The sequence below is a fragment of the Methylomonas fluvii genome, from assembly GCF_014850975.1.
GTDB lineage: Bacteria > Pseudomonadota > Gammaproteobacteria > Methylococcales > Methylomonadaceae > Methylomonas > Methylomonas fluvii.
Window position 1 is genome coordinate 1,992,579 of record NZ_JACXST010000001.1, and the last position, 21,551, is coordinate 2,014,129.

At 50.2% G+C, this 21,551-nt stretch carries 19 protein-coding genes; 10 read left to right on the forward strand and 9 right to left on the reverse strand.

Annotated features, from left to right (window positions below; translation table 11 throughout):
* Window positions 1-478 precede the first annotated feature (478 nt).
* Window positions 479-961: a copper resistance protein NlpE gene (locus EBB_RS09335; protein WP_192393446.1), complete on the forward strand. Its 483-nt coding sequence runs from the start codon at window positions 479-481 to the stop codon at window positions 959-961.
* A gap of 55 nt (window positions 962-1,016) precedes the next feature.
* Here EBB_RS09335 and EBB_RS09340 read toward each other — a convergent pair whose 3' ends face one another.
* Window positions 1,017-1,955 carry a hypothetical protein gene (locus EBB_RS09340; protein WP_192393447.1) on the reverse strand — a complete coding sequence of 313 codons (939 nt, stop codon included), beginning with the start codon at window positions 1,953-1,955 and terminating at the stop codon, window positions 1,017-1,019.
* Between the two features lie 487 nt (window positions 1,956-2,442).
* Between EBB_RS09340 and EBB_RS09345 the strand changes: the two genes are divergently transcribed.
* Window positions 2,443-3,027 carry a PAS domain-containing protein gene (locus tag EBB_RS09345; protein WP_192393448.1) on the forward strand — a complete coding sequence of 195 codons (585 nt, stop codon included), beginning with the start codon at window positions 2,443-2,445 and terminating at the stop codon, window positions 3,025-3,027.
* Window positions 3,028-3,107: 80 nt separating this feature from the next.
* Complete coding sequence (locus EBB_RS09350; protein ID WP_192393449.1) at window positions 3,108-6,371, forward strand: chemotaxis protein CheB; 3,264 nt, start codon at window positions 3,108-3,110, stop codon at window positions 6,369-6,371.
* Window positions 6,372-6,389: 18 nt separating this feature from the next.
* Here the strand turns inward: EBB_RS09350 and mobA are convergent, their stop codons facing one another.
* Window positions 6,390-6,995: a molybdenum cofactor guanylyltransferase MobA gene (gene mobA / locus EBB_RS09355; protein WP_192393450.1), complete on the reverse strand. Its 606-nt coding sequence runs from the start codon at window positions 6,993-6,995 to the stop codon at window positions 6,390-6,392.
* Window positions 6,996-7,012: 17 nt separating this feature from the next.
* On the opposite strand from mobA, the gene EBB_RS09360 reads away from it, so the two are divergent.
* The 4 genes from EBB_RS09360 to EBB_RS09375 all read left to right on the forward strand — a co-directional run bounded on the left by EBB_RS09360 (window position 7,013) and on the right by EBB_RS09375 (window position 10,330).
* Entirely contained in the window at window positions 7,013-7,471 is a 459-nt protein-coding gene (locus EBB_RS09360; protein ID WP_192393451.1) for a DUF302 domain-containing protein, read from the forward strand.
* A gap of 32 nt (window positions 7,472-7,503) precedes the next feature.
* Window positions 7,504-7,899 carry a hypothetical protein gene (locus tag EBB_RS09365; RefSeq protein ID WP_192393452.1) on the forward strand — a complete coding sequence of 132 codons (396 nt, stop codon included), beginning with the start codon at window positions 7,504-7,506 and terminating at the stop codon, window positions 7,897-7,899.
* Window positions 7,900-8,014: 115 nt separating this feature from the next.
* Window positions 8,015-8,542, forward strand: coding sequence for a hypothetical protein (locus EBB_RS09370; RefSeq protein ID WP_192393453.1), 528 nt, complete (start codon window positions 8,015-8,017; stop codon window positions 8,540-8,542).
* Window positions 8,543-8,572: 30 nt separating this feature from the next.
* Complete coding sequence (locus tag EBB_RS09375; RefSeq protein WP_192393454.1) at window positions 8,573-10,330, forward strand: LTA synthase family protein; 1,758 nt, start codon at window positions 8,573-8,575, stop codon at window positions 10,328-10,330.
* On the opposite strand, the gene EBB_RS09380 is transcribed toward EBB_RS09375, so the two are convergent.
* Entirely contained in the window at window positions 10,266-10,901 is a 636-nt protein-coding gene (locus EBB_RS09380; protein ID WP_192393455.1) for an alpha-ketoglutarate-dependent dioxygenase AlkB family protein, read from the reverse strand. The two genes, EBB_RS09375 and EBB_RS09380, sit on opposite strands and share 65 nt — an antisense overlap.
* Before the next feature lie 70 nt (window positions 10,902-10,971).
* On the reverse strand, window positions 10,972-12,633 hold the full coding sequence (locus EBB_RS09385; protein ID WP_192393456.1) for a putative transporter: 1,662 nt from the start codon (window positions 12,631-12,633) through the stop codon (window positions 10,972-10,974).
* Window positions 12,634-12,768: 135 nt separating this feature from the next.
* Here EBB_RS09385 and EBB_RS09390 point away from each other — a divergent pair, with 135 nt between their 5' ends.
* The gene (locus tag EBB_RS09390; RefSeq protein WP_192393457.1) at window positions 12,769-13,335 is read left to right on the forward strand and encodes a c-type cytochrome; all 567 of its coding nucleotides are present in this window, start codon (window positions 12,769-12,771) and stop codon (window positions 13,333-13,335) included.
* A 127-nt stretch (window positions 13,336-13,462) separates the two neighbouring features.
* Window positions 13,463-16,231, forward strand: a complete 2,769-nt coding sequence (locus EBB_RS09395; RefSeq protein ID WP_192393458.1) for an autotransporter family protein — start codon at window positions 13,463-13,465, stop codon at window positions 16,229-16,231.
* 22 nt (window positions 16,232-16,253) lie between these two features.
* On the opposite strand, the gene EBB_RS09400 is transcribed toward EBB_RS09395, so the two are convergent.
* From EBB_RS09400 to EBB_RS09420, 5 genes are all read right to left on the reverse strand, one after another.
* On the reverse strand, window positions 16,254-16,769 hold the full coding sequence (locus EBB_RS09400) for a glycine zipper family protein (RefSeq protein ID WP_192393459.1): 516 nt from the start codon (window positions 16,767-16,769) through the stop codon (window positions 16,254-16,256).
* A 440-nt stretch (window positions 16,770-17,209) separates the two neighbouring features.
* Window positions 17,210-18,223, reverse strand: a complete 1,014-nt coding sequence (locus EBB_RS09405) for an IS110 family RNA-guided transposase (protein WP_192392543.1) — start codon at window positions 18,221-18,223, stop codon at window positions 17,210-17,212.
* A gap of 50 nt (window positions 18,224-18,273) precedes the next feature.
* Window positions 18,274-18,651: a hypothetical protein gene (locus EBB_RS09410; RefSeq protein ID WP_192393460.1), complete on the reverse strand. Its 378-nt coding sequence runs from the start codon at window positions 18,649-18,651 to the stop codon at window positions 18,274-18,276.
* 2 nt (window positions 18,652-18,653) lie between these two features.
* Window positions 18,654-20,132 carry a sensor histidine kinase gene (locus EBB_RS09415; protein WP_192393461.1) on the reverse strand — a complete coding sequence of 493 codons (1,479 nt, stop codon included), beginning with the start codon at window positions 20,130-20,132 and terminating at the stop codon, window positions 18,654-18,656.
* A 1-nt stretch (window position 20,133) separates the two neighbouring features.
* Window positions 20,134-20,817, reverse strand: a complete 684-nt coding sequence (locus EBB_RS09420; RefSeq protein ID WP_192393462.1) for a response regulator transcription factor — start codon at window positions 20,815-20,817, stop codon at window positions 20,134-20,136.
* A 179-nt stretch (window positions 20,818-20,996) separates the two neighbouring features.
* On the opposite strand from EBB_RS09420, the gene EBB_RS09425 reads away from it, so the two are divergent.
* Window positions 20,997-21,437 carry a Spy/CpxP family protein refolding chaperone gene (locus EBB_RS09425; protein ID WP_192393463.1) on the forward strand — a complete coding sequence of 147 codons (441 nt, stop codon included), beginning with the start codon at window positions 20,997-20,999 and terminating at the stop codon, window positions 21,435-21,437.
* Window positions 21,438-21,551: the final 114 nt, after the last annotated feature.

Here is a 21,551-nt window from a genome sequence, read left to right on the forward strand (position 1 = left end):
AAACTCGGTGAAATACAGTCCGATTTTTAAGTGTTCAATCAAAAAAACGTCGGCACAAAATCTGGGTTGCCGCTCAAAACTGCCCCGGCCGGTAGTTGTAAAGCGAGCGAAGCGGTTTGATTTTTGGGGAAGGCATTGTGCGGACGAGTGTTAACCAACGGTTTGCACTCGGATTATTAGCTCTCTAGCGTAGTTGGCTGATTGCTTACTTGGGGGCTTAGCGATATGAAATCAGTTAATCCTTTGCAGCTATGCCACAATAAGCGGTTGGAATCATGTTTGTTTGTAAGCGGGGCTTTCATAGAGCAACGGTGTGCGTTGATCAGTTGAGGGAAGTCGGTAAAAAGGTGCTCATTGCTTGTTAACAGGCCGATTTTGCCTTGGCGGCTTTTCGCGAATGAACTCGTGCACACAAAGGATTTCCAGCGTGGTACCCACTCAATAATTATTATTAGCGACGGTTTGCTCAGGAGCAAATATGCGAACAGATAGATCAAAATTAAAAAAAAATCTGGTCATTTTTCTGACGATGGCTGCTTTTTCTGCTTTTAATCCAGTGCTTGCCGAAACGGCGGGGACTGACGATAAGGACGCTCATCACGAACACAAGAGTATGGACTGGCCGGGGATTTATACTGGCTTAACCCCCTGTGCCGATTGCATCGGCGTGAAAACCACGCTGGCCTTGAACAAAAATGGCAGTTATCTGCTGATGACCCAATTTCTGGGAAAATCGGAACGGGAGTTTACTGAAAAGGGTAAGTTTGCCCCTGGTGAAAAAGCCAATACTCTGGTTTTGACGCCAAAGAATGGCTCAACTTCCCAACAGTATCTGGTTGAAAAAGATGCGTTGATTCAGTTGGATACTAGCGGCAACCGGTTCACCGGCAAACTTGCTGATCGCTATATTTTGCGTCGAACCAGCGTCACCGATAAGCAGCCTGAACATTCCGGACATTGATTTAAACCTTAAGCCGGGTGATTGTGTGTTAGCGACCACCCGGCAATTAGAGCTGTTATATCGATTTCTGCTGGTTTTTGCGCCGAAAATAGACAATGGCTAAAAGTACCGTCAAGGCCAACGCGCCAAGCATGAAGCGGGGTTCCACGACCTTCACCGAATGATTGTCGTCTTTGAATTTGAACTTGGCGAGCACGCCTAAGGCGGGGTCGGTAATGTCAATGGCAATCGACTTGGCGGCAAGATTTAAAAATTGCACTTCGCTGCCATCGAATGGCTTGTTGTTGCGGGTATCGTTGCTGACCATGCCAGGATAAAGTGGTGTTTCAGCAAGTTGAGAGACGCTCAACTGCTTGGCGATTTCTTGCTCGAGCTCGCGAGTGGTTTTGCCGTCGGTTTTGATATGAATCGGTTTCTGGTCGTCTATCTTAATCTCGATTTCGCCTTGCGAGGCGGTGAGGGCTTTTTTCGAGGAAAAGCCGTCCAGATATTCCACATCCGCGCTGAACACCAAATCAAAAGCCACTTGCACGCCGTCGGCGTTGAAGTTTTTATCGGCTAGATCGAAACGCAAGCCTTGGTTGCTGTAATCTCTAACCGTTACCGTCGTCAACGAATAGCCGGTTTTGTTGGCGATGATTAATTCTGCTTGTTCCGGCGGCTGGGTAATGGTGATGCCGCGCCAATTTGGATCCAGCTGAATCATGCCGTCTTTCATTGATGTGAGCAGTTTTTTTGTGACCGCGTGAGCCTGTGTCGGATCATCAAATTTGCGTGCATTGAGAAAGCTCAAGCCGGTAGAGCGATACAGTTCCCCATCGTCGATACGCCATTCCGCCGTGTACGAAAACAGCGAATCGCTGGTTCTCCGGGGCATGCTGGTATGAATGCGCAATTTATCCTGCTCTGCCGGCGTAGTGATTGCAAAGGCTGATGGGACAAAAACACCCGACGAACAGAATGTCAGAATGATGGCGAGAGTGGATCGTTTCATCGTGGTTCCAAGCAAAAAAAATTTTACGTTAGCATAATGCGGCGTAAATAACACAACCTTTGGTTAGCCGGAGCTTAAGTACACTAATTTGTAGTGTTTGCCAGTGCTGATAATTTGCGGAAAACTAGGTGGCGCTTGCTTGTGTTTGATCCGAAATGAAGGCGGTTTATTGAATTGGATACCCGTTTGTTCGGGAAACAAAAATTCACTGCTTGAAATAAATTTTCAGGCAAAAATCAGGGATATTGAGGCCGGCAAACACCACGTGGTAAAAGCTCTAGTATATGTTCTGTATTACAATCTGCGTGCGCTAGGCGCCTGGGTGCTGAATCAGGCCGTTTTAAGTCAATAAGTTGCTGGTAGGGTATCGGTAAAATCCGAAGAGGGTAAAAGTGGACGAATCGATAGGGAGTAGAAATAGTGGGAACTAGAGTTTTTCCGCTAAGTTTTTCAAAAAATAATTATAGGTTAATAAGGAAATACTGTTATGACATTAGATTCTCATGCTGCTAAATTAAAAGAAATGGCGGAGAAAATTATAGATTTTACGCCGCAAGAAATCAGTAGTATTACGCCGGAAGAAATCCAACGTTTATTTTATGATTTACAAGTTTACCAAATTGAGTTGCAAATGCAGAATGAAGAACTGCAAAAAGCGCAATTTGAGTTGTCTCGCCTAAATAATAAGTTAAATTTTACTTACCATTGCGTTCCGGTGGGTATTATAACCCTGGATTATCAAGGTTTCATAGAGCAAGCAAATCATACGTTTGCAGATATGTTGGGTTATAAAGCTAGTAAATTGCAGAAAACGCATTTTTCCAAGCTAATCTTCGAAGAAGATAAGAATACATTTATTCACCGTTTTGACGCTTTTTTCAAAGCGCCAACCAATAAAAGTTTACAGTTGCGATTGCAAGGCGATAAGAATTTGGCTTTTCCTGCTTTAATTAAAGGTAATGCGGATGACGGGAGTGATACGGCAGGCGAATCGTTTGATTTGAAAGCGCGTAAATTAGTCGTGACTATCACCAATATTAGCGACGTGATAACAGACGCAAATAAGGCTTGAGTGTTTTGTCGCAGCGTGACCAGTAAAGTTGTCCAGAGGCTTTATTAATTTAAATGAGTGATATTAAATAACATGGTTATATGGATAATGAAAACACTGTAAAAGTGCCACCGCAGTATATTGTCGGGATCGGCGCTTCGGCTGGAGGCTTGGAAGCGATTGAGGCATTTTTTAAAAATATGCCCGCCAATAGCGGTTTGTCGTTTGTAGTGATTCAGCACTTGTCACCGCAGTATAAAAGTTTGATGGCTGAACTGTTGTCCAAACATACCGCCATGCCGGTAAAGCGCATCGAGGACGGTATGAAAATCGAGCGCAACACCGTCTACTTGATTCCGCCTCGGAAAAACGTCACGGTGTTTCACAATCAGCTGTTGCTGGCCGAGCAAGACCCTAGCAAAGGCATTAATCTGCCAATCGATATATTTTTGCGTTCCTTGAGCGAGGATGCTAGAGAACTAGCTGTAGGGATTATTTTGTCCGGTACCGGCAGTGATGGCACGCGGGGTATCCGCTCAATCAAGGAATTCGGCGGCATGGTCATGGTGCAGGATGAAAACTCCGCCAAATTCGACGGTATGCCCAAAAATGCTTTTGCTACGGGGCTGGCGGATTTTAGTTTGCCCCCTGAAAAGATGCCCGATCAGTTATTGGCATTTGTTAAACATCCTTATGCCACCTTACAGGAAAAAAATATCGTCTCGTCTGACGACAGCGACATCACGCGGATTTTTTCAATCCTTAGGGAAAAGTGCAAAATCGATTTTACCTTTTATAAACCCAATACGGTAGTTAGACGCATTGAACGGCGCATATCCATCAATCATTTAAAAGACATATCAGAATATTTAAACTTATTACAGACAAATCCTCACGAAGTTTTGGTGTTATTTCAGGAGTTGTTGATAGGGGTTACCAGTTTTTTTCGCGACGAGCACGTATTTGACGATATTCGTGAGCATTGGTTAAAAAAAGTCGTCAAGTTATTGCAAGAAGATGAGTTGCGAGTTTGGGTGACCGCATGTTCCACCGGTGAGGAGGCTTATTCCTTGGCGATGTTGTTATCGGAATATAGGGAATATTCCGGGCATTATTTTCGCGTGAAGATTTTTGCGACCGATGTTGATCTAACAGCCATTGAAAAGGCCAGTAATGGTAAATATCCGGAAAGTATTATTGCTGATATTCCGCCCAAGCTCCTGTCAAAATATTTTATTCGTCGGGAAGATTATTTTCAGGTCAGTCAAAAAATTCGGGAAATGGTGGTGTTTGCTCAGCATAACCTGATTAAAGATCCGCCGTTTACCAATATTCACATACTCAGCTGTCGAAACGTGTTGATTTACTTACAACCTGTTTTACAGAAGAAAATATTGGAGTTATTCAACTTTTCTCTGGTAAAGGAAGGTTTGTTGGTGTTGGGTACCAGTGAAACGATAGGCGATATGGGTGAGTATTTCGATGTGGCAAGCGCCAAATCAAAACTATATCGTTCCAAAGGCAAATATAAATCCTTGGGTTTTACCGCCTCTCCCAGTGCTTTGATGACTTACTCGCCGTATCCAACTGCTGTGCGCTCGTCGAATGCGTTTAGCGGTCAGGAAGAAAGAGTACTGGATCGATTCATCAGGGCAATATCTAATGATGTCTTGCCGTTTACGATGATAATCAATGAGAATATGGAAATATCTCATATTTTCGGCGACTCTAAGGATTATTTGAGTTATCCCAGCGGCAAACTGGTGAGTAATGTCAGTAAAATTGTTAAAAAAGATTTATCCATACCTATTTCCACGGGTATTCAAAAAGCCTTAAAAGCGAATAACGAAATTGTGTTGTCCAATATTCGGGTCAGAGAGCAGGACAGTTTACGGACGTTTAGACTGCAATTTAAACCTCTGCCGGGCAAGAAGGGCCAAGAAATCTTGGTGGCGGTGATGATCACGGAGAAGGTGGATCCTTCTTGTTTCAGCGAGACGGAAACCCTGATCTACGATGTCAATTTAGACGCCAAACAGCGTATTATCGATCTGGAGCAAGAATTACAGTTTACCCGCGAAAACCTGCAAGCCACCGTGGAAGAATTGGAAACCTCCAACGAAGAACTGCAAGCCACCAACGAAGAATTGTTGGCAAGTAATGAGGAATTGCAGAGTACGAATGAGGAGTTGCAATCGGTCAACGAAGAGCTTTACACCGTCAATGCCGAACACCAGGGCAAGATAGTCGAGTTGACCTTACTGAATAACGATTTGGACAACTTATTCAACAGCACCAATATCGCTACACTGTTTTTAGACGAGAATCTGGATATTCGGCGTTTTACCCCGAAACTACAGTCGATATTCCATATTTTGGAAACCGATCTCGGTCGACCGTTTTATCACTTGACGCATACAATTAAAGATTTGGATGTCATCGCTGTCGTTAAAGGTGTCAACGATCAACACAACTGTTTCGATCAGGAAATTCAACTTGAAAACGGTACCTGGTATCTACTGCGGGTGATTCCCTACGTGGTTTCAGCCAAAGTCAATGCCGGCGTTATTTTGACTTTTGTAGACATCAATCAGCTGAAAAGTGCGCAATTGGAATTGCATAAGCGTGAGGAGCAAGAAACGCTGAGGTTGGCCAAGTTTGTGCAGTTTTCCAATGATGCGATTACCTTGCTCGAACCGGACGGTACCATCGTGACGTGGAATCATGCTGCCGAGAAACTCTATGGCTGGTCGGCGCATGATGCGCTGGGGATGAATTTTTATAATCTGATTCCAGACGAGGAAAAACATTTTGCCAAGCAAGGTCTGAACAGCCTGAAAGTGGGTAACACCTTGCCGTCTTTTCAGGCCAGGCGGCTGACCAAATCCGGAAAAGTGGTGCATGTTTCGGCGTCGGCCTGTATGTTCCATGCCGAGAACTCGGCCAGGGAATTAATCGCGTTAACCGAGCGCGATTACGTTCACCAGCATCAGGTCGAAAAACAGGAATGTTTAAATTGTTTACAAAAACTGGCCACGATAGTCATGGACACCGATGAAGCAATCATTCTGTTTGAAGTGTCGGGTAAGATTAGCGCTTGGAACAAAGGTGCCGAAATCTTATATGGCTGGGATAGCTTGGATGCCGCCAGTATGACGTTTGCCGAGATCGTCTCTGACGATGAAAGGGTCATTACGCAACAACTGGTGCAGGAATTGATCCTTGGTGGCGGCGTGAAAAGTATCAAGACCAAACGCATCACCAAGGATCAGAAAATCATTCCGGTACGCATGCATGCGACGGTGCTGGGTAATCGTTCAGGCGAAGCCTTGTTGATTGTCAGTAGCGAAAAGGCGGTGCACTGAGCGCCCCTCAAGTGGTGTTCAAGACAAGTTGTCTGCGAGCGATTGCTCGACTGCCGACAATTCCGCCGGTGTATTAATGTTGACGAAGAGGTGCGGCGTGTCGCTGAAATCCACCTCGACCACTGAATGTCTGCGAAACCAAGTCTGCAACTTGCGCTCACCGCTACGCAGGTAATTTTGTAAATCCGTTTGCAAGTAGGTTTTCAGTGCAGCAAAAACCGGATGCAGGCGTTCGCCGTCAAACGCCACGGCGATGTCCGCATCCTGGCTTATTAAAGCGTCGAGCAAGCGTTGCAAATGCATACTCGCAACCAACGGCGAATCGCACGGCGCTACCAGTAATATCTGATGCTGAGCGCTATGCATCGCCGCCAATATGCCGGCCAGCGGCCCGTCAAAGCTGGGTTCGGCATCGCTGATGACCGGATAATTGAATTGCCTGTATTGGTCTTGATGGCGGTTAGCGCTGATGAATAATTCGTCGACCAACGGTGTCATGGCGGCCAGTGCATAACTCACCAAGGGCCGGTTATGGCATATCAACAAGCCCTTGTCCTGCTCCTGCATGCGCCTAGCCATGCCGCCGGCCAGCACTACGCCGCTCACTTTGTTTTGCCCGCTCATGATGGTAAGCTTCCCGGATGTTTAAAGTAGCCGTCATTCTCGCAAGCCTGCCGTTGATTGCAAGTTGTGCCGCGCAATCTCTGCACCGCGAAGAAGTGACCTATTACCAAGTTGAAACGACGAAACCCTACGACGAAGTATTAGCCGAGTTGGAAGTGGCGATTGCCGAACACAACTTTCGCATCACCGGCCATAGTCGAGTAGGGAAGGTAATCCGCGACAGAGGGGCCACGAATTTTCCGGAATACGATACGGTACAGTTTTGTAACCTAACGCTGGCCAAGGTTGTCTTGGACATCACCCCGCATGCGATAGGCTACATGCCCTGCAACGTGGTGACCTATCAATTTGACGGTAAAACCATCGTTAGAACGCATCTGTTACCGGAAGATACTGACAACCCAGCCTTGAATAAATTCGCCAAGGAAATGAACCCGCAGTTGCAACAGATTGTCGATTTCGCCGCCGAGCAATAATTAATATCCCTATAACGAAAAAAACGAGCACCATGACAAAATCATTCTTCGCTACTCTCGCTGTTTTAACGCTGCTAAGCGGCTGCGCCACTACTCAGGAAAATTCAAAATCGGAAGCCGCTGCAGGTGAGCCTGCGGCATTGGTCAATGATTATCCCACCCGCGACCGGGTAGAATACGTGCTGGAATGCGTGGCCAAGCATGGCGGCCTAACCTATATCAGCCAATACGCTTGCGGTTGCAAAATCGACAAAATCGCCGAAAAACTCAGCTTCGAGGAATACGAATCGGCTAAAACCTTTACCCAGATGCAAAAAACCCCAGGCGAAGCCGGCGCGGCGTTTCGCGATCCTAAACAATCCAAAGATTTGCGTACCAAATTGAAAGACGCGGATGCTGAGGCGGAAAAAGCCTGTTTCGTTAAATAATCCCTGTTGACCGTGACGGCGCCAGCTAGGTGTCGTCATGGTTCATGTCTTTTCCGTCAAGCCTTCGCTATGAGTAGTTTGGCGTTTGCCGTCCGACTCAATTAATCTTACCGTTATGCCCAACGCCGAGTTTTTTCTTACCTACCCCAAATTCAAACTGGCGATACTGGCCTTGTTGACGTTGAATATCGGTATATACGCAGCGGTCGATACACTGACCACGGCGGTCGATGCGCTGGTTTGGGTGATCTTGTTGGTGATGTTCGAACTGGAAACCGTCAAGGCCGCGCCATTTAACGAGCGTACCTTGCACGCGGTCCGGAATGTTTTGATTGTGGTGATTGCGCTGGTGTTTGGCAGTTACGTCCGCGATAACGAATGGCTGGACGTGGTCAATTCCCTGCTCTGGTTTGCGTTGATTGTGCTACTCGAATTGGAAGTGCGCTGGCGTTCTTTCGTGGAACGGCATCGGCAGCTGTTTTGGTTGATCACTCTCGCTGTGTTTACGGGTTTAATCGCTACGGTCGTGGCTTGGCTGATGCAGTCAGAGTGGCTGGATGCTTACGATGCACTGCTGTGGATCGTCGCCTTTGGCGTGATTGAAGTTGATATTTTTCATTTTCTGAAGTTGGCGCGCGAATAATCGCCCGCAACTTTCAACTGCTTCCTCGGCATGGGCAAAACGGTTTTATGGCTTATTTTGGTTGCGCCCTTGCTGCTGAAAGGGTGGTATGTCGATAATTTTATTTATCACTATACCGGCACCCGTTTGCTGGGATTTACTCAGGTTTTATGTAACGATGCGCTGATTTATGGCGGTATTTTTATATTGCTGTATTTATCGTTTCTGCCGACTATTATGCGTGGGCTGGCAGCATTATTACGTTTGGCGGCTTTGTTGTTGTTTGCGGTATATATTATCGATTATGCCATTATCGTTAATTTCAATACCCATTTAGCTTTGGGTGACGCCATAAAATATGCGGATTATTCAAGTAAATATATTCAGCAAATTTACGGTTTAAGCGATTTTGGCGTGATTGTACTTGGCGTATTAATCTTGGCTATACCGTTATATTTTTCGTGGGTAAGGTTTAAGTCCATAAATCCTTATATCAAAAAGTGGCCCATCTGCTTAGTTCTCGGTTTACCGTTGGCCGCCGCGTTTGCCGATAATGAAAAATACGCCCATGCCTGGATTTATAAAAATGTCATTGATTATAATTTAACCATATTGTCTGAGGCTGCGCCGTATAGCGTCGCTTATGTCGATAATTTTAGTTTTCAAGAGCCTATAAACTGCCAAACTCAGCCGGCTCAACCTAAGAATATTATTATTTTGATGGTGGAGTCGCTTTCCGCTTATCAAAGCCGGTTTTTCTCCGGCATCCACGATTGGACGCCCAATCTGGATGAGATTGCTGGCCAACATCAAGCGTTCAAGAATTTTTACGCCAACGGTTTTATCACTGAAGATGGCGAAGTCGCACTGCTGACGGGCTTGCAGCCGCTCTATCCGCCCTCCAGTTATACCGACGACGGCGGTACGTCATTTTATAGTTTTTATAATATAAAAGATTCCCTGCCCAATATCCTAAAAAAGCACGGTTATAAAACCGAATTTTTAACGACCGCGGATTTGGAGTTTGGTAATACCGGAGTCTGGGCAAAAAGCGTGGGGTTTGATTATGTCGAAGGCCACGACCAGCCGGAGTACGATAAATGGGAACGTTTTCATTTTGAGGCAGCGCCGGACGAGGCATTATATGTAAGAGCCTTGGACAGGATAGAGAACAATAAAAAAAATAATTTTTTATTGTTTATCAAAACGGTTAGTAGTCATCATCCCTATATTAATCCAGAGACTAAGGAAAAATCCGAATCGGCAGCCATTACCTATACCGATAAGCAAATAGGCCGGTTTTATCGAGAACTACAAAATAACGGCTTTTTCAAGAATGGTATCTTGATTATTGTCGGCGACCATCATTCGATGACGCCCTTAAAAAAAGCCGAAGTCGAGTTATATGGCCAGTATAAAGCGTCGGCAAAAGTGCCCTTAATAATTGCCGATGGCTATCAGCCGGCAAGCGTGGAAAACAATCAATATCAACAGATTGATGTTTTTAATAGTTTGCAGGGCTTGGTCATCGGCAAGCAATGTTCTTCGGATTGGAACGGAATATTGTTCGGCGTCGCGAAAACCCCGCCCAAATACATTATTCATCGGCGCGGGGACAATCGGGATATGGTTAGCGTGTTTAGCGACAACGAAGATTTTCTGGTGAAACTGGATGGTGATAACACCCGGGTAATCAGCAAGCTACCGGCGGAACAGGCTTTCCGACAGTTGTTGGTCGATAAGATTAACGCGCTGCGGATAGCGCGGGCGAAGTGGGCGTTGACACAATCCGCCGAAAAGTCAGATTGATCCGGGCTTGCTTGGCTCGGCGAGTTTTGGGTAGTTCGTGGCGCCAGTGGTGTTGCAACGCGCCGGCCATGATCAACAAGTCGCCGTGACGCAGCTCAATATCCAGCGTGGTGCGGCTGCGCGCGTGTCGGAAGCGCAGCAAGCGCGTCTCGCCGAAACTTAATGAAGCAATCAGAGGATTCGCTCCCAGCTCTTTTTCATTATCGGCATGGCAGCCCATCGAGTCCTTGCCGTCGCGATACAGATTCGCCAAAACGCTATTGAAAGACTGCTGGCAAACGGTTTCGACATCGCTTCGTATGGATTGTAGCTCGCTGGTCCAGGGCAAGGGTTGGTGATCGACGCCGGAATAGCGGTAGTCGGCGCCTGGGTCGCCGTACCAGGCCATCAAGCGCGGTACCGACACCCAGTGCCCGAAAAGTTGGATTTTTTCGGTTTGCCAGGCTAGGTTTTGCAGCAGGCTGTGTAAATAACTGTCTGCAATGGTGGGTGGGTAGAACGCTGGCAGCAGATATAATTCGCCATCGCGGGGAGCCAGATTCCGGTAGTTGATGATTAAGGTCGATGTCATCGCAGTATCCGTCTCAGCTAGCTCGGAGATTTTAGCCGCCGAACCAGACAATTCGGTAAATGAATCGGATTTAATGCACCAACAATATAATCAACTGCGCGGCGATGATGCGTAAAATCATGACCATGGGATACACGGTCGCATAGGCCATAGACACAGCCGCCGCCGGGCTGAGATTGTTGGCAAATGCCAACGCGGGCGGATCGGTCATGCTGCCGGCCAGCAAGCCGCAAAGCGTCAGGAAGTTGAGTTTATAAACTATCCGGCCCACGGCCGCTATTATCAGCAGGGGCAATAAGGTGATCAATGCTGCGCAGGCCATCCAGTAAAAACCGTCGCCTTTCACCAGCGTCTCGACAAATTGATCGCCGGAGTGCAAGCCGACGCAGGCCAGGAACAATACAATGCCAATGTCCTTCAAAATGATGTTAGAGCTTTTAGGTAAATGCCAGGTCATCGTGCCCCAGTTGCCTACCCGGCTGAGCATAATGGCCACCAACAAAGGCCCGCCGGCCATGCCCAGTTTGACCGCCGACGGAATGCCGGGCAAGTACATAGGCACGCTGCCCAATAACACGCCCAGCGAAATACCGATAAAGATCGGCATGATTTGCGGGTGTGCGAGTTCCTCTAGTGAGTTGCCCAAGGCTTTTTCGATACTGTTTAATGCTTCCTGGCTACCGACGACATTCAATTCATCGCCGAAGTGGACATGCACATTGCTGGTGGGCGAAAACTCCACATCGGGACGATGGATCCGGGAAATGGTGACGCCGTAAAGCATGCACAGATTGCCGACGGTCTGATTGAGCGCGGATTTGTTGGTAACGACCAGCCGCCGGCTTTGCAAATTGGTGGCAATTTGTTTCAGATCGATATCCGACTCCGGGCCGATCAGAATTTTCAGTTGTTCCAAAGGTTCGCGTTCGCCCACCAGTCGGATGGTGTCGCCAATCGCCAGGCGGCTTTCCTGGCCGGCGACGTCAACTGCGCCATTGTGCAGAATCCTGGTCATGACGACGTTCATACCCTCGAAAAATGGAATTTGGCTCAGCGTCAAACCATTCAGATTCGGGTTTTCCACTCGCAGATCCTTCCAGATGGGCACATGGGCATCTTGCTGCTGTTTATCGGCAAAGTTTTTGGCTTCCTCGGCAATATCCACCTTGAACAGGCGTTTGTTCAACAGCATGGCGAGGATGATGCCGGCGATACCGAAAGGGTAGGCCACGGCATAACCCAGGCCCGGCATCTTCAAGGTTTCGCTGTCGATGCCGGCAATGCTGCCCAGTACTTGCTGGGCGGCGGCCAGCGATGGGGTATTGGTGGTGGCGCCGGAAAACAGGCCCACTGCCACGGGCATCGGAATCTCGCCGACAATGCTGATTAATACCGTAATTAATGCGCCCAATAGCACAATCGCTGCGGCCATGCCGTTTAGGCGCAGGCCGTAACGAAAAAACGAGCTGACGAAGCTGGGGCCGACTTGCAAACCAATCGCGTAAACGAACAGTACCAAGCCGAATTCGCGCAAAAAATGCATCACTTCCGGATTGATGCTCAGTTGGAAATGTCCGAACAGCAATCCGGAAAACAAGACGCCGGCGATACCCAATTGAATGCCGGCTAGCGATACTCTGCCCAACACCAGGCCGCTGGCCACTACGAGGCTAAGAATTAGTAAGGTGTGCGGCACGGAATCTTGATTAAAAAGCGATAGCAACCACGACATGGCCTATTCCTTTGGTTCGAGTGGGTTGAAGGGATTTTAGGTTTGCTTAGTCAATGTCGCCTGACTATGATGCTTAAGCCTGATAGCGCATTATGTGGTCAGGATTGTACAACAAGCCAACCAAGGGTGATCTGGATGAATAATAAATATCATAAAATGAAATATATCGTCATGCTGGGGCTGTTTGTGTCCGGCGTCAACGCGGCGGATATCGAAGCGGGCAAAGCCAAAGCCGCTGCGTGCCAAGGTTGCCACGGTGTGGCCGGTGTCAGCAGCAGCCCGTTATGGCCCAGTCTGGCGGGACAGAGTGCCGTGTACATCGAGAGTCAGCTGAATAAATTCCGCAACGGTCAGCGCGAAAACCCGGTAATGAAACCGTTGGCTTCAGGCTTGAGCAACACTGATATTCAAAATATTTCTGCCTATTACGCCAGCTTGCACGGCAAATCGGCCGGTAGCAGCGACGCCAATTTGGTTAAGCTGGGTAAAGACAAAGCCGCTATGTGTTTGGGTTGTCACGGCAACAATGCGCAAGGCATGGGTATGGTGCCGAAACTGGCCGGACAGCATCCGCAATATTTGGCCAAGCAACTAACCGATTTCAAAAAAGGCGCGCGCAAAGCCCCGCAAATGAATGCTCTGGCACAATCGCTGAGCGAAGACGACATCAAGGCGGTGGCGGCTTATTTGGGGTCCTTGTAGATTATTTGATATTCCGCATCGTTGAGAGTCCCTAACGATGCGGTTGTTTTGTTAAATGATTCGGCTAACCTTATGCGCAGAGTTCTCCAAATCCCGCAATCCAAGCGCATAACAAATTAACAGTGTGATGAAATTAAATGGTCCGATACGCATTGGTTTGTTGGCTTGCGCCTCCGGGTCTGCGCTAGCCGATGCGTTGTCATCCGATGTGTCCTGGTCGGTGATTGGGCGTAATATCACGATTACTCAACCGTCCTTTACCGGCGTAGGCAGCGGCAGTTTTGCCGGTAATTCGGCAACGGTAGGTTCGGGGGCCACCGTAAATTTGGCGGGTAGTTACAGCATCCAGGAAGGCGACACCAGTTATTGCCCAGGCTGTATTATCCAGCTTTATACCGCTTGGATTGCTCCGGCACAGGCAGGCTCGGTCGGGTTCTACTCCGGCGGAATCGGTCCCGGTTTTGGTAGCCTGAGCGGATCGTTTTCTGACCAACTCACCGCCCCTAAAACGCCTGGGACTTACTTTATCGGTCTTGGCGCAACGCTGGATTATGTATACCAACCGAATACTGCTGGTGGGTTTGGAAAAGACCAGAATGGCATTTCCGGTTTCGCGCCGTTTCAAGTCCGTGTTACTCCCTTAGCGCTGAGTCCCATTACATCCAGTGATAGTTTTAGCACTCTGCCCGGTTACTATTACAACACCGGCGGCGATTTCAGCAATTACGGCACATTAACCAATAACAATGCCTCGCTCAGTCATAGCTCAGGGGTTTTCTCCAATTTCGGCACCATCAACAACCAAGGTGTAATTGAGAATGCCGGGCAGATGATCAATAGCGGCAGCATCGACAATGTAACGGGCAATACGCTGACAAACACCGGCGCACTGGTCAATCAGGGAAGTTTCGGCAACGCCGGGACGCTGACTAATCAAGGTACTTTCACCAATCACGGGGTCTTAAACAATTCCGGGACCATCAGCAACACCGGCCAATTCAATCTGGCACAGACCGGACTGATTACCGGGGCCGGCGATTTCTATAACAGCGGGCAAGGTCGCGTCGATATTTCCGGTAACAACACTCATCAGTTTGATGGCAACGTTAGTAACGACGGCGTTTTCAGAACGGTAAATACCTCGGTAGCGTTTACCGGCAATTTCACGAATAACGGCCGCTATGAGAGCGACCCGTCGATCAATCAATTCAACAATCTTTCCATAGGTGCCAGCGGTTATTTGGTGGGCGGTGCCGGCGATGTTTTCACCGTAACCGGCGACTTTAATAATGCCAGCACGCAAAATACCCTGTGGAATACCGCGAATGCCGATCTGATTTTCAGTGGCCCGAGCGCGACGCAGCATGCGATGAGCTTGGTGGGTAGCGATCAGGGCCAGACTACTGCCGGTGCGGTCAATAATTTTGCCTGGGGTTCGGTGACGGTGGCGAGCGGCAACGGTTTGCGCTTGGTCGATGGTAATAGTACGCCGGGCGCCGCATTGTATGCCAGTCGACTGGTATTGGCGGATGGCGCGAACCAATTAAGCAGCATCAGCAGCGACTACAACATCTACATCGATCCCAGTCTGCCGGAAAACCAGTACTTATTGGGGACGATACGCAGTTTCGGTGGCGGTCGAGGCCAATTGGCGCCGTGGAGTTTGCAACCTTTTACGACAGAGACCAGCACCTCGCCGGAATTAACCTTCAATCAGCAGACCTTTGCGCCCGCCTTGAATGAGGCTTGCGCTACCCCAAGCGGCATTTTGGCTACCCGGTGTCTGCAACTGCAAGCGCTCAGTCCGGAACAGCAAACCACCGCCGTTGCGGCATTAACGCCGGATCAGGTGCCGAGTCAGATGGCCGGGCCGGTGAAATTGGGCGCGACGCGCATGGATGGTCCGCTGACCCGATTGGCGAGCTTGCGCGCTGGCGGCGGCGGCGGTGCGCCTTTGTCGGTGAATTTTAACGGGATCCAATTATCCGCTAATCCCTTGGGCTCTCAGGGGCTGGTCGGCGCAGCGGGCGATGACGAGCTGTTCCGCGATTCGCCGCTGGGTGTGTTTTTACAAACCCGGTTTAATTTTGCCAATCTGCGCGGTGATGCATGGGATCGGGGATTTGACTCGCAAGCCCGCACCGTGACGGGCGGCGCGGATTATCGGCTTAACGATAAGCTGGTGGTTGGCGCGGCGTTTAACTATACGCATTCTTCCACCCAATATGCCGATTCGGCCGGTAATATGAGTAGCGATACTTATCTGGGCGCGCTATACGGCAGTTACTATCTGCCTGAGGATATTTATCTGGATTGGGTGGGAAATTACGGCGGTAATGACTATGCCTTTAACCGCCAGTATGCCTTTACCGGATTCGCCGGCCAATCCACATCGACAACCACCGGCAATCAATACGGTTTTGCATTAAGCAGCGGCAAAGACTTCAATTGGGACGAGTGGGCCATCGGCCCTTATCTGCGATTAGAGTATCTGGGCATGAACATCGCCCAATACCAAGAGCACAGCGGCAACGGTTTCGACATTATCACTGGCGATCAAATCAATCATTCTTTCGTCAGCAATCTCGGTACCCAAATCAGTTATGCGCTCAGCACGTCATGGGGGGTATTCACGCCGGCCGTGCGCGTGGAATGGGAGCATCAATACCTTAACGACAACCGGCTGATTCACATGCGCTTGGCTCAGGCCGAACCGGGGCAGGGTAATTTTACGATTCAAACCGGCGAGCCCGACCGCGATTATGTCAACCTCGGTGGTTCGCTCAGCGCTACTTTGCCCAATGGCGGCTCTGGGTTCGTGCGTTACGAAACCCGCTTGGGCCAAACCAATATTTCTGACCATATCCTGGAAGCGGGCTTGCGGATGACTTTCTAGTTACGCAAGCCCTTTCTGATGGTTATTGGTAAGGTGGTGGCGGTGGCAAGCCGGGCGGAGGTGGCGGAATGCTGGGTTGTGAGGTTTTGGGCGCCGGCGATTGGTAAGAAAACTGTCCGGATACCGGGACCCGGTGGCCCTTGGCATACATACATTGCACATAGGCATTGTCGTAACCTTGTTGCGTGGCATGGCCGGAGCGTCTTGATTCGCCGCTGCCGACGATAGTCCCTGCCACTAAACCCGTGCCGGCGCCGATCGCTGCTCCGCCGCCTCCACCAATTGCGGCACCAGCGGCCGCTCCCACTGCCGTGCCGACCGCGGCACTGCCAATTTGGCTATCGGCGCTGGCCTGATTCGGCGTTCCCCCCACTTGTCCGGTCGCGTATTGCTGACATTGATAATCGTCCTGGCGGAATTGCTCGAACGATAGGCCGGTGCCGGGTAGCGCCATCACACTGGGGCCTGAAGGCATATGGGCACAGCCGCTCAAGACTAGTGCCGCGAAGATTCCTGCTATTGGGTTTTTAGTATTCATGTTTGCGGTCTCCTGCTAATTTTGCGGCGCCGGCTCGACTTGTTGCCAGCCATTCGCACACTTATATGGACTCCTCCCCAATTGCCAGCCAAGATTCCCAAAAATAATGTTTCCAACAGAGATCGAGATTGCAGCCATATATTCGGTCTCTTGATGAAGGTGCTTGATTGACCTTCGGACCCTGATGAATCTATCCGCGCGCTTTTTCCACTAACACCTTAACGGTTTCTAAAGAACCTATGCGCTAAACGGGATTTAAAAGCACCGGTCTGACCTGTTGAATGTCATCACTTTTGAGTGACTTGCCTCCGCAATCTGTTGAACTCGTTTATAGCGTTTGCATCACCGGATTGAGAGTTGTCCACGCTTTGCCCGACGCCGGAACCCTTCTCTCGTGTGGAGGCGTTGGGCAAAGGGTGGGCAACTCGGACATCACTCAATCAAGCCACTTGGGCCGCATATTCGCCAGAGCCAGTGGCCAGTGCCCAGATAATCCGGGCATTCTTGTTAGCTAAGGCCACGGCGGCCTTGTTGAAGCCTCGCCGTTCGATTAAGGCTTGTAGCCAGCGGCTCAACGGGTCGCTCTTGTCGCCGCAGTATTTCAATACCGCCCGGGCGCCGTGGATCAACAAGGTGCGCAAGCGCCGATTACCCCGTTTGCTGATGCCGAGCAAGACTTGGCGGTCGCCGCTACTATGCTGTCTGGGCACCACGCCCAAACTGGCGGCGTAATCACGACTGGACGTATAACCTTTGCCATCCCCCACATCGGCGGCGGCCAAAGTGGCGGTGAGCGGGCCTATGCCCGGAATGGCAATCAGACGTTTGCTCAAGGCATTTTGCCGGCACAGCGCTTCGATCTGCCGATCCATAGTTTTGATGGCCTCATCAATCGCCACCAGGGCTTGATACTGTTCGGCAAACAGCGCGCGGCTGAGCGTCGACAGTTGCTTCTCGGCATCTTCCAACATCAACGGCAACTGTTTTCTGACCTGATGGGCACTTTTCGGCAACACCAGCCCGCGCTCGGCCAAATGCCCGCGAATCTGATTGATCAAGGCCGTACGCTCCTCGACTTTGCCTTGGCGAATGCCATGCACCATGGCCAGGTCTTGTTGTTCCATGTTTTTAATGGCCACCGTACGTTTGTTCGGTTGCCGCGCCGCCGTAAAGATCGCCTCGGCATCGTTGAAATCGTTTTTGTTGCCCACCACGAAGGCTTTCACGTAACGGGCGTTCAATAGCACGACCTCATGACCCAGTGCTTGGAACGACCGTGCCCAGTGGTGCGAACCACCGCAGGCTTCCAGCGCGATCAGGCTTGGTGGTAGTTGAGCTATGAATTCCAGGAGTTCCGAGCGCTTTAGTTTCCGCTTGATCGCTTTGCCCTCGAGCATCATGAACAGATGAAACACTTGTTTTGCTATATCCAAACCCACTACGTTACGATTCATTTCGGACTCCTCTTTGTCCCGTTTAAATTTTCGGGTGCATTGTGACACCGCTAGGGGTGAGGAGGAGTCCATGTCATCACCTTAACATAAGGATAGTAGCCGGCCGGATCGTTACAGTAATACCAATAGCCTTCTGCTAAGGGAGTGTTCTGGGGCTGGCTGCGCTCGCGCTCGATATAGACCGGGGGTTGCACCGGTACAGTGATAATCTCTCGCGGGTAATACGGATACGCCGGGTAGTAGGGATAAGCCGGGTAAAAGGGTCTGGGATACAGTGGCGCACCAAAGTAGAAGCCAAAACCCGGACGGAAATGTCCGCCAAAATGCCGGCCGCCGTGATGGTGAAACGGGTCGGCGCTCGCGCTTAGGGCCCATGCCGACAGTAAAGCTATCAGCGTGGCTGACAGCCACTTTTTGAGTTTAAACATACTTACCTCTCGTTTGCGTGCCGTATTGGAAACGGGATTTCAATCAGAACACTTAAACCACCTTCCGGTCGGTTGCTGGCGCTGATGCTGCCGCCATGCGCCTCGACAGCTCGATGGGCGATGGTCAGTCCCAGGCCGGTGCTGTGTGGTTTTTGCGCTCGACCACTGCGGAAAAACGGCTGAAAAATGGCCGTCAAATCCTGATCCGCGACCCCAGGGCCGTCATCGTCCACCCGAATTCTTAAGTGACGATTAGCGCTATCAAAATTGGCGGCAATGCATACCGTACCGTCGGCTTTACTGTGTTGCACGGCATTACGCAGCACGTTTTCGATAGCGCGATGCAATAGTTCGCTTTGGCATTCAACCTCCACGTCAACATCGCCGAGATACCTCAGTTCGATACGCTTCGGTTCAGCCTCGAAACGCACGTCGGCGACAATGTCGGCCAGCAGGTCGTCGAGATTGATGGCATCCAGTTTTCCTTGCGCAACGCCCGCTTCCAGCTTGGATAGCATCAATAGTTCGCCGACCAAATCGCTGATGCGTTGCGATTCCCGTTCGATGCGTTCCAGTGTGGCCGGCAATTTTTCCGGTTGTTGTTGGGCCAGGCCGATAGCGGCCTGAATGCGAGCCAATGGCGAGCGCAGTTCGTGAGACACATCGTGCAGCAGATGTTGCTGAGCATTAATTAGTGAGCAGATCTGTTGCGCCATATGGTCAAAGTCGCGACCCAGGTCCGCCAATTCGTCGCTCCGTCTACCCATTGCATGGCCGATGCGGGTATTCAGCCGGCCTTGAGCCACAGCGTTAAAAGCATCGCGCAGGCTGCGAATGGGTTTAGCGAAATACCAGGCCAATAATCCGCTGAACAGCAGGCTGGCCAAACAGCCGGAGACTATCGGTAAAATCGGCGCGGGCGGTTCGCGGTGCGGGCGAGGGCCGTGCTCATCAGGGTTACCGCTGGGCGGGGGTGGCCGGTCTCCCAGCATAGGGCCGTCGAGGCCAAATGCAGGCAGTCCGGGATCGCCCGGAAATGACGGCCGGAACGGGCCGCCAAAACCGTGCTCTGGCAGAGGCACGAAAAGCAGATAACGATGGCCGTCGTCGGCTGCAATCATTTGGATGGCATCCGGGTAGGCGTTTTTTCGATGTAAGGCTCTGGCCTGTTGTAATACCTCTGTCGCTAAGGGTCTGCCCAATAATTCCCGGTCCGTATCGTCTACCGCGTATATCGGTGGAAAGCGGGTGTTTTGCAAGGTCTGAATAAAATCATGCAAACCCTTGACGCCGCCATGCGGCAAGGTGCTGGCGGCCAGCTTGACCAGTGATGCGCGTCTGACATCGACGACATCGGCTGGCTTGGCCAACAGGTTTTGCTGCGAGGAGTGTCTGAGCCAGACTGCGGTACCCACGCCAATGCCTGCGGTTAATAGGGCCAGCCAAAACGCAAAGAAAAACTTCCAAAACAATCTGCCCATCTTATTCTTTGATCATCTGGTAACCTTGGCCGCGCACGGTCTGAATGTAGGAGCGGCCGTCCGGCTGGTTGCCTAATTTCTGGCGGATACTGCTCATATGCACATCAATGCTTCTATCGAAACGCGCCAACGGCCGGCCCAGAGCTTTTTCGGAGAGTTCGTTTTTGCTGACGACTCGGCCCACTTGACTGGCTAAGGTTTCCAGCAAATTGAACTCGGTGCTGGTTAGGTCCAGGTCTTGTTCGAACCAGGCGGCTTTGCGTTTTTCCGGCCACAGTGTCAACGGGCCGGCCATAATCGGTCCCGACGAGAGACTGGCGGCAGGCTGGGTTCGGCGCAAAATCGCCCGAATTCTGGCGACCAGTTCTCTGGGCGTGCAGGGCTTGGGGACATAATCGTCGGCGCCGGATTCCAAGCCAATGATGCGGTCCACGTCGTCGCCCTTGGCGGTAAACATCAGTATCGGCACCCGGCTTGCCAGGCGGATGCGCGCCAATATCTCGGTGCCTTTAATATCCGGCAGCATGATGTCCAAAATGACCAGTTGATATTCGCCGGATAGGGCAAGTTGCAGTCCGGATGCGCCGGTATGACTGACGTCCACCGCAAAACCTTCCTGCGCCAGATACTCCTGGAATAATCCGGCCAGTTCTACGTCGTCATCGATAATTAACACTTTGTGCATGGTTCTCGCTCGTTGGCTGTGTGTTCATCATCATAGCCCCGGCTTCTGCCGACAACCAGCGGGGTTTACCTGATTTTACACGGCACTAACAGCACTTAACTTCCGATTTGAAATACTGGCTACGACGAAATCGGACAGATTTTGTCCTTGGGTTTATCATCGTTTTTGCGGAGAGTGTTATGAAAAAATTAGTGTTAGTACTTGGCTTGTTACCCCTGACTGCAATAGCTGAGCCGCTGCATGGCGAGCGCCACGGTGGCGGCAAACCGCCGATGCATAGGTTTGGCGAAACGGACGGCGAACAACATTTGCCGAGATTTTTAAAAAATCTTGATCTCAGTGAAAAGCAGGAAGCGGATATTAAGAATTTAATGAAAAGCCGGTTCGGCGACGGGAAGGCCGGATTTAAAGACGAGCATTCGCTGCGAGCCGAATTGCACGCTTTGAGCTTTTCCGCCGATTACAATGAGGAAAAGGCCAAAGCTTTGCGTGAGAAATCTGCAGCGATGCATCAGCAGATGGCCCTGGAAAAATCCAAGCTTGATCATGACGTGTTTATGTTGTTAACGGATGCGCAGCAAGAAAAACTGCAAGCCGAAATCGGCAAATTCGAACATTGACTGAATCTGTTGTCCTTACACAGCCCGGTGCAGTGGCTGCTGGCAGCCGAGCACTCCGGATAAGGCGGAATTGGCAATAAATACAGTGTCTTTGTGAAACAGCCGAATTTCGGT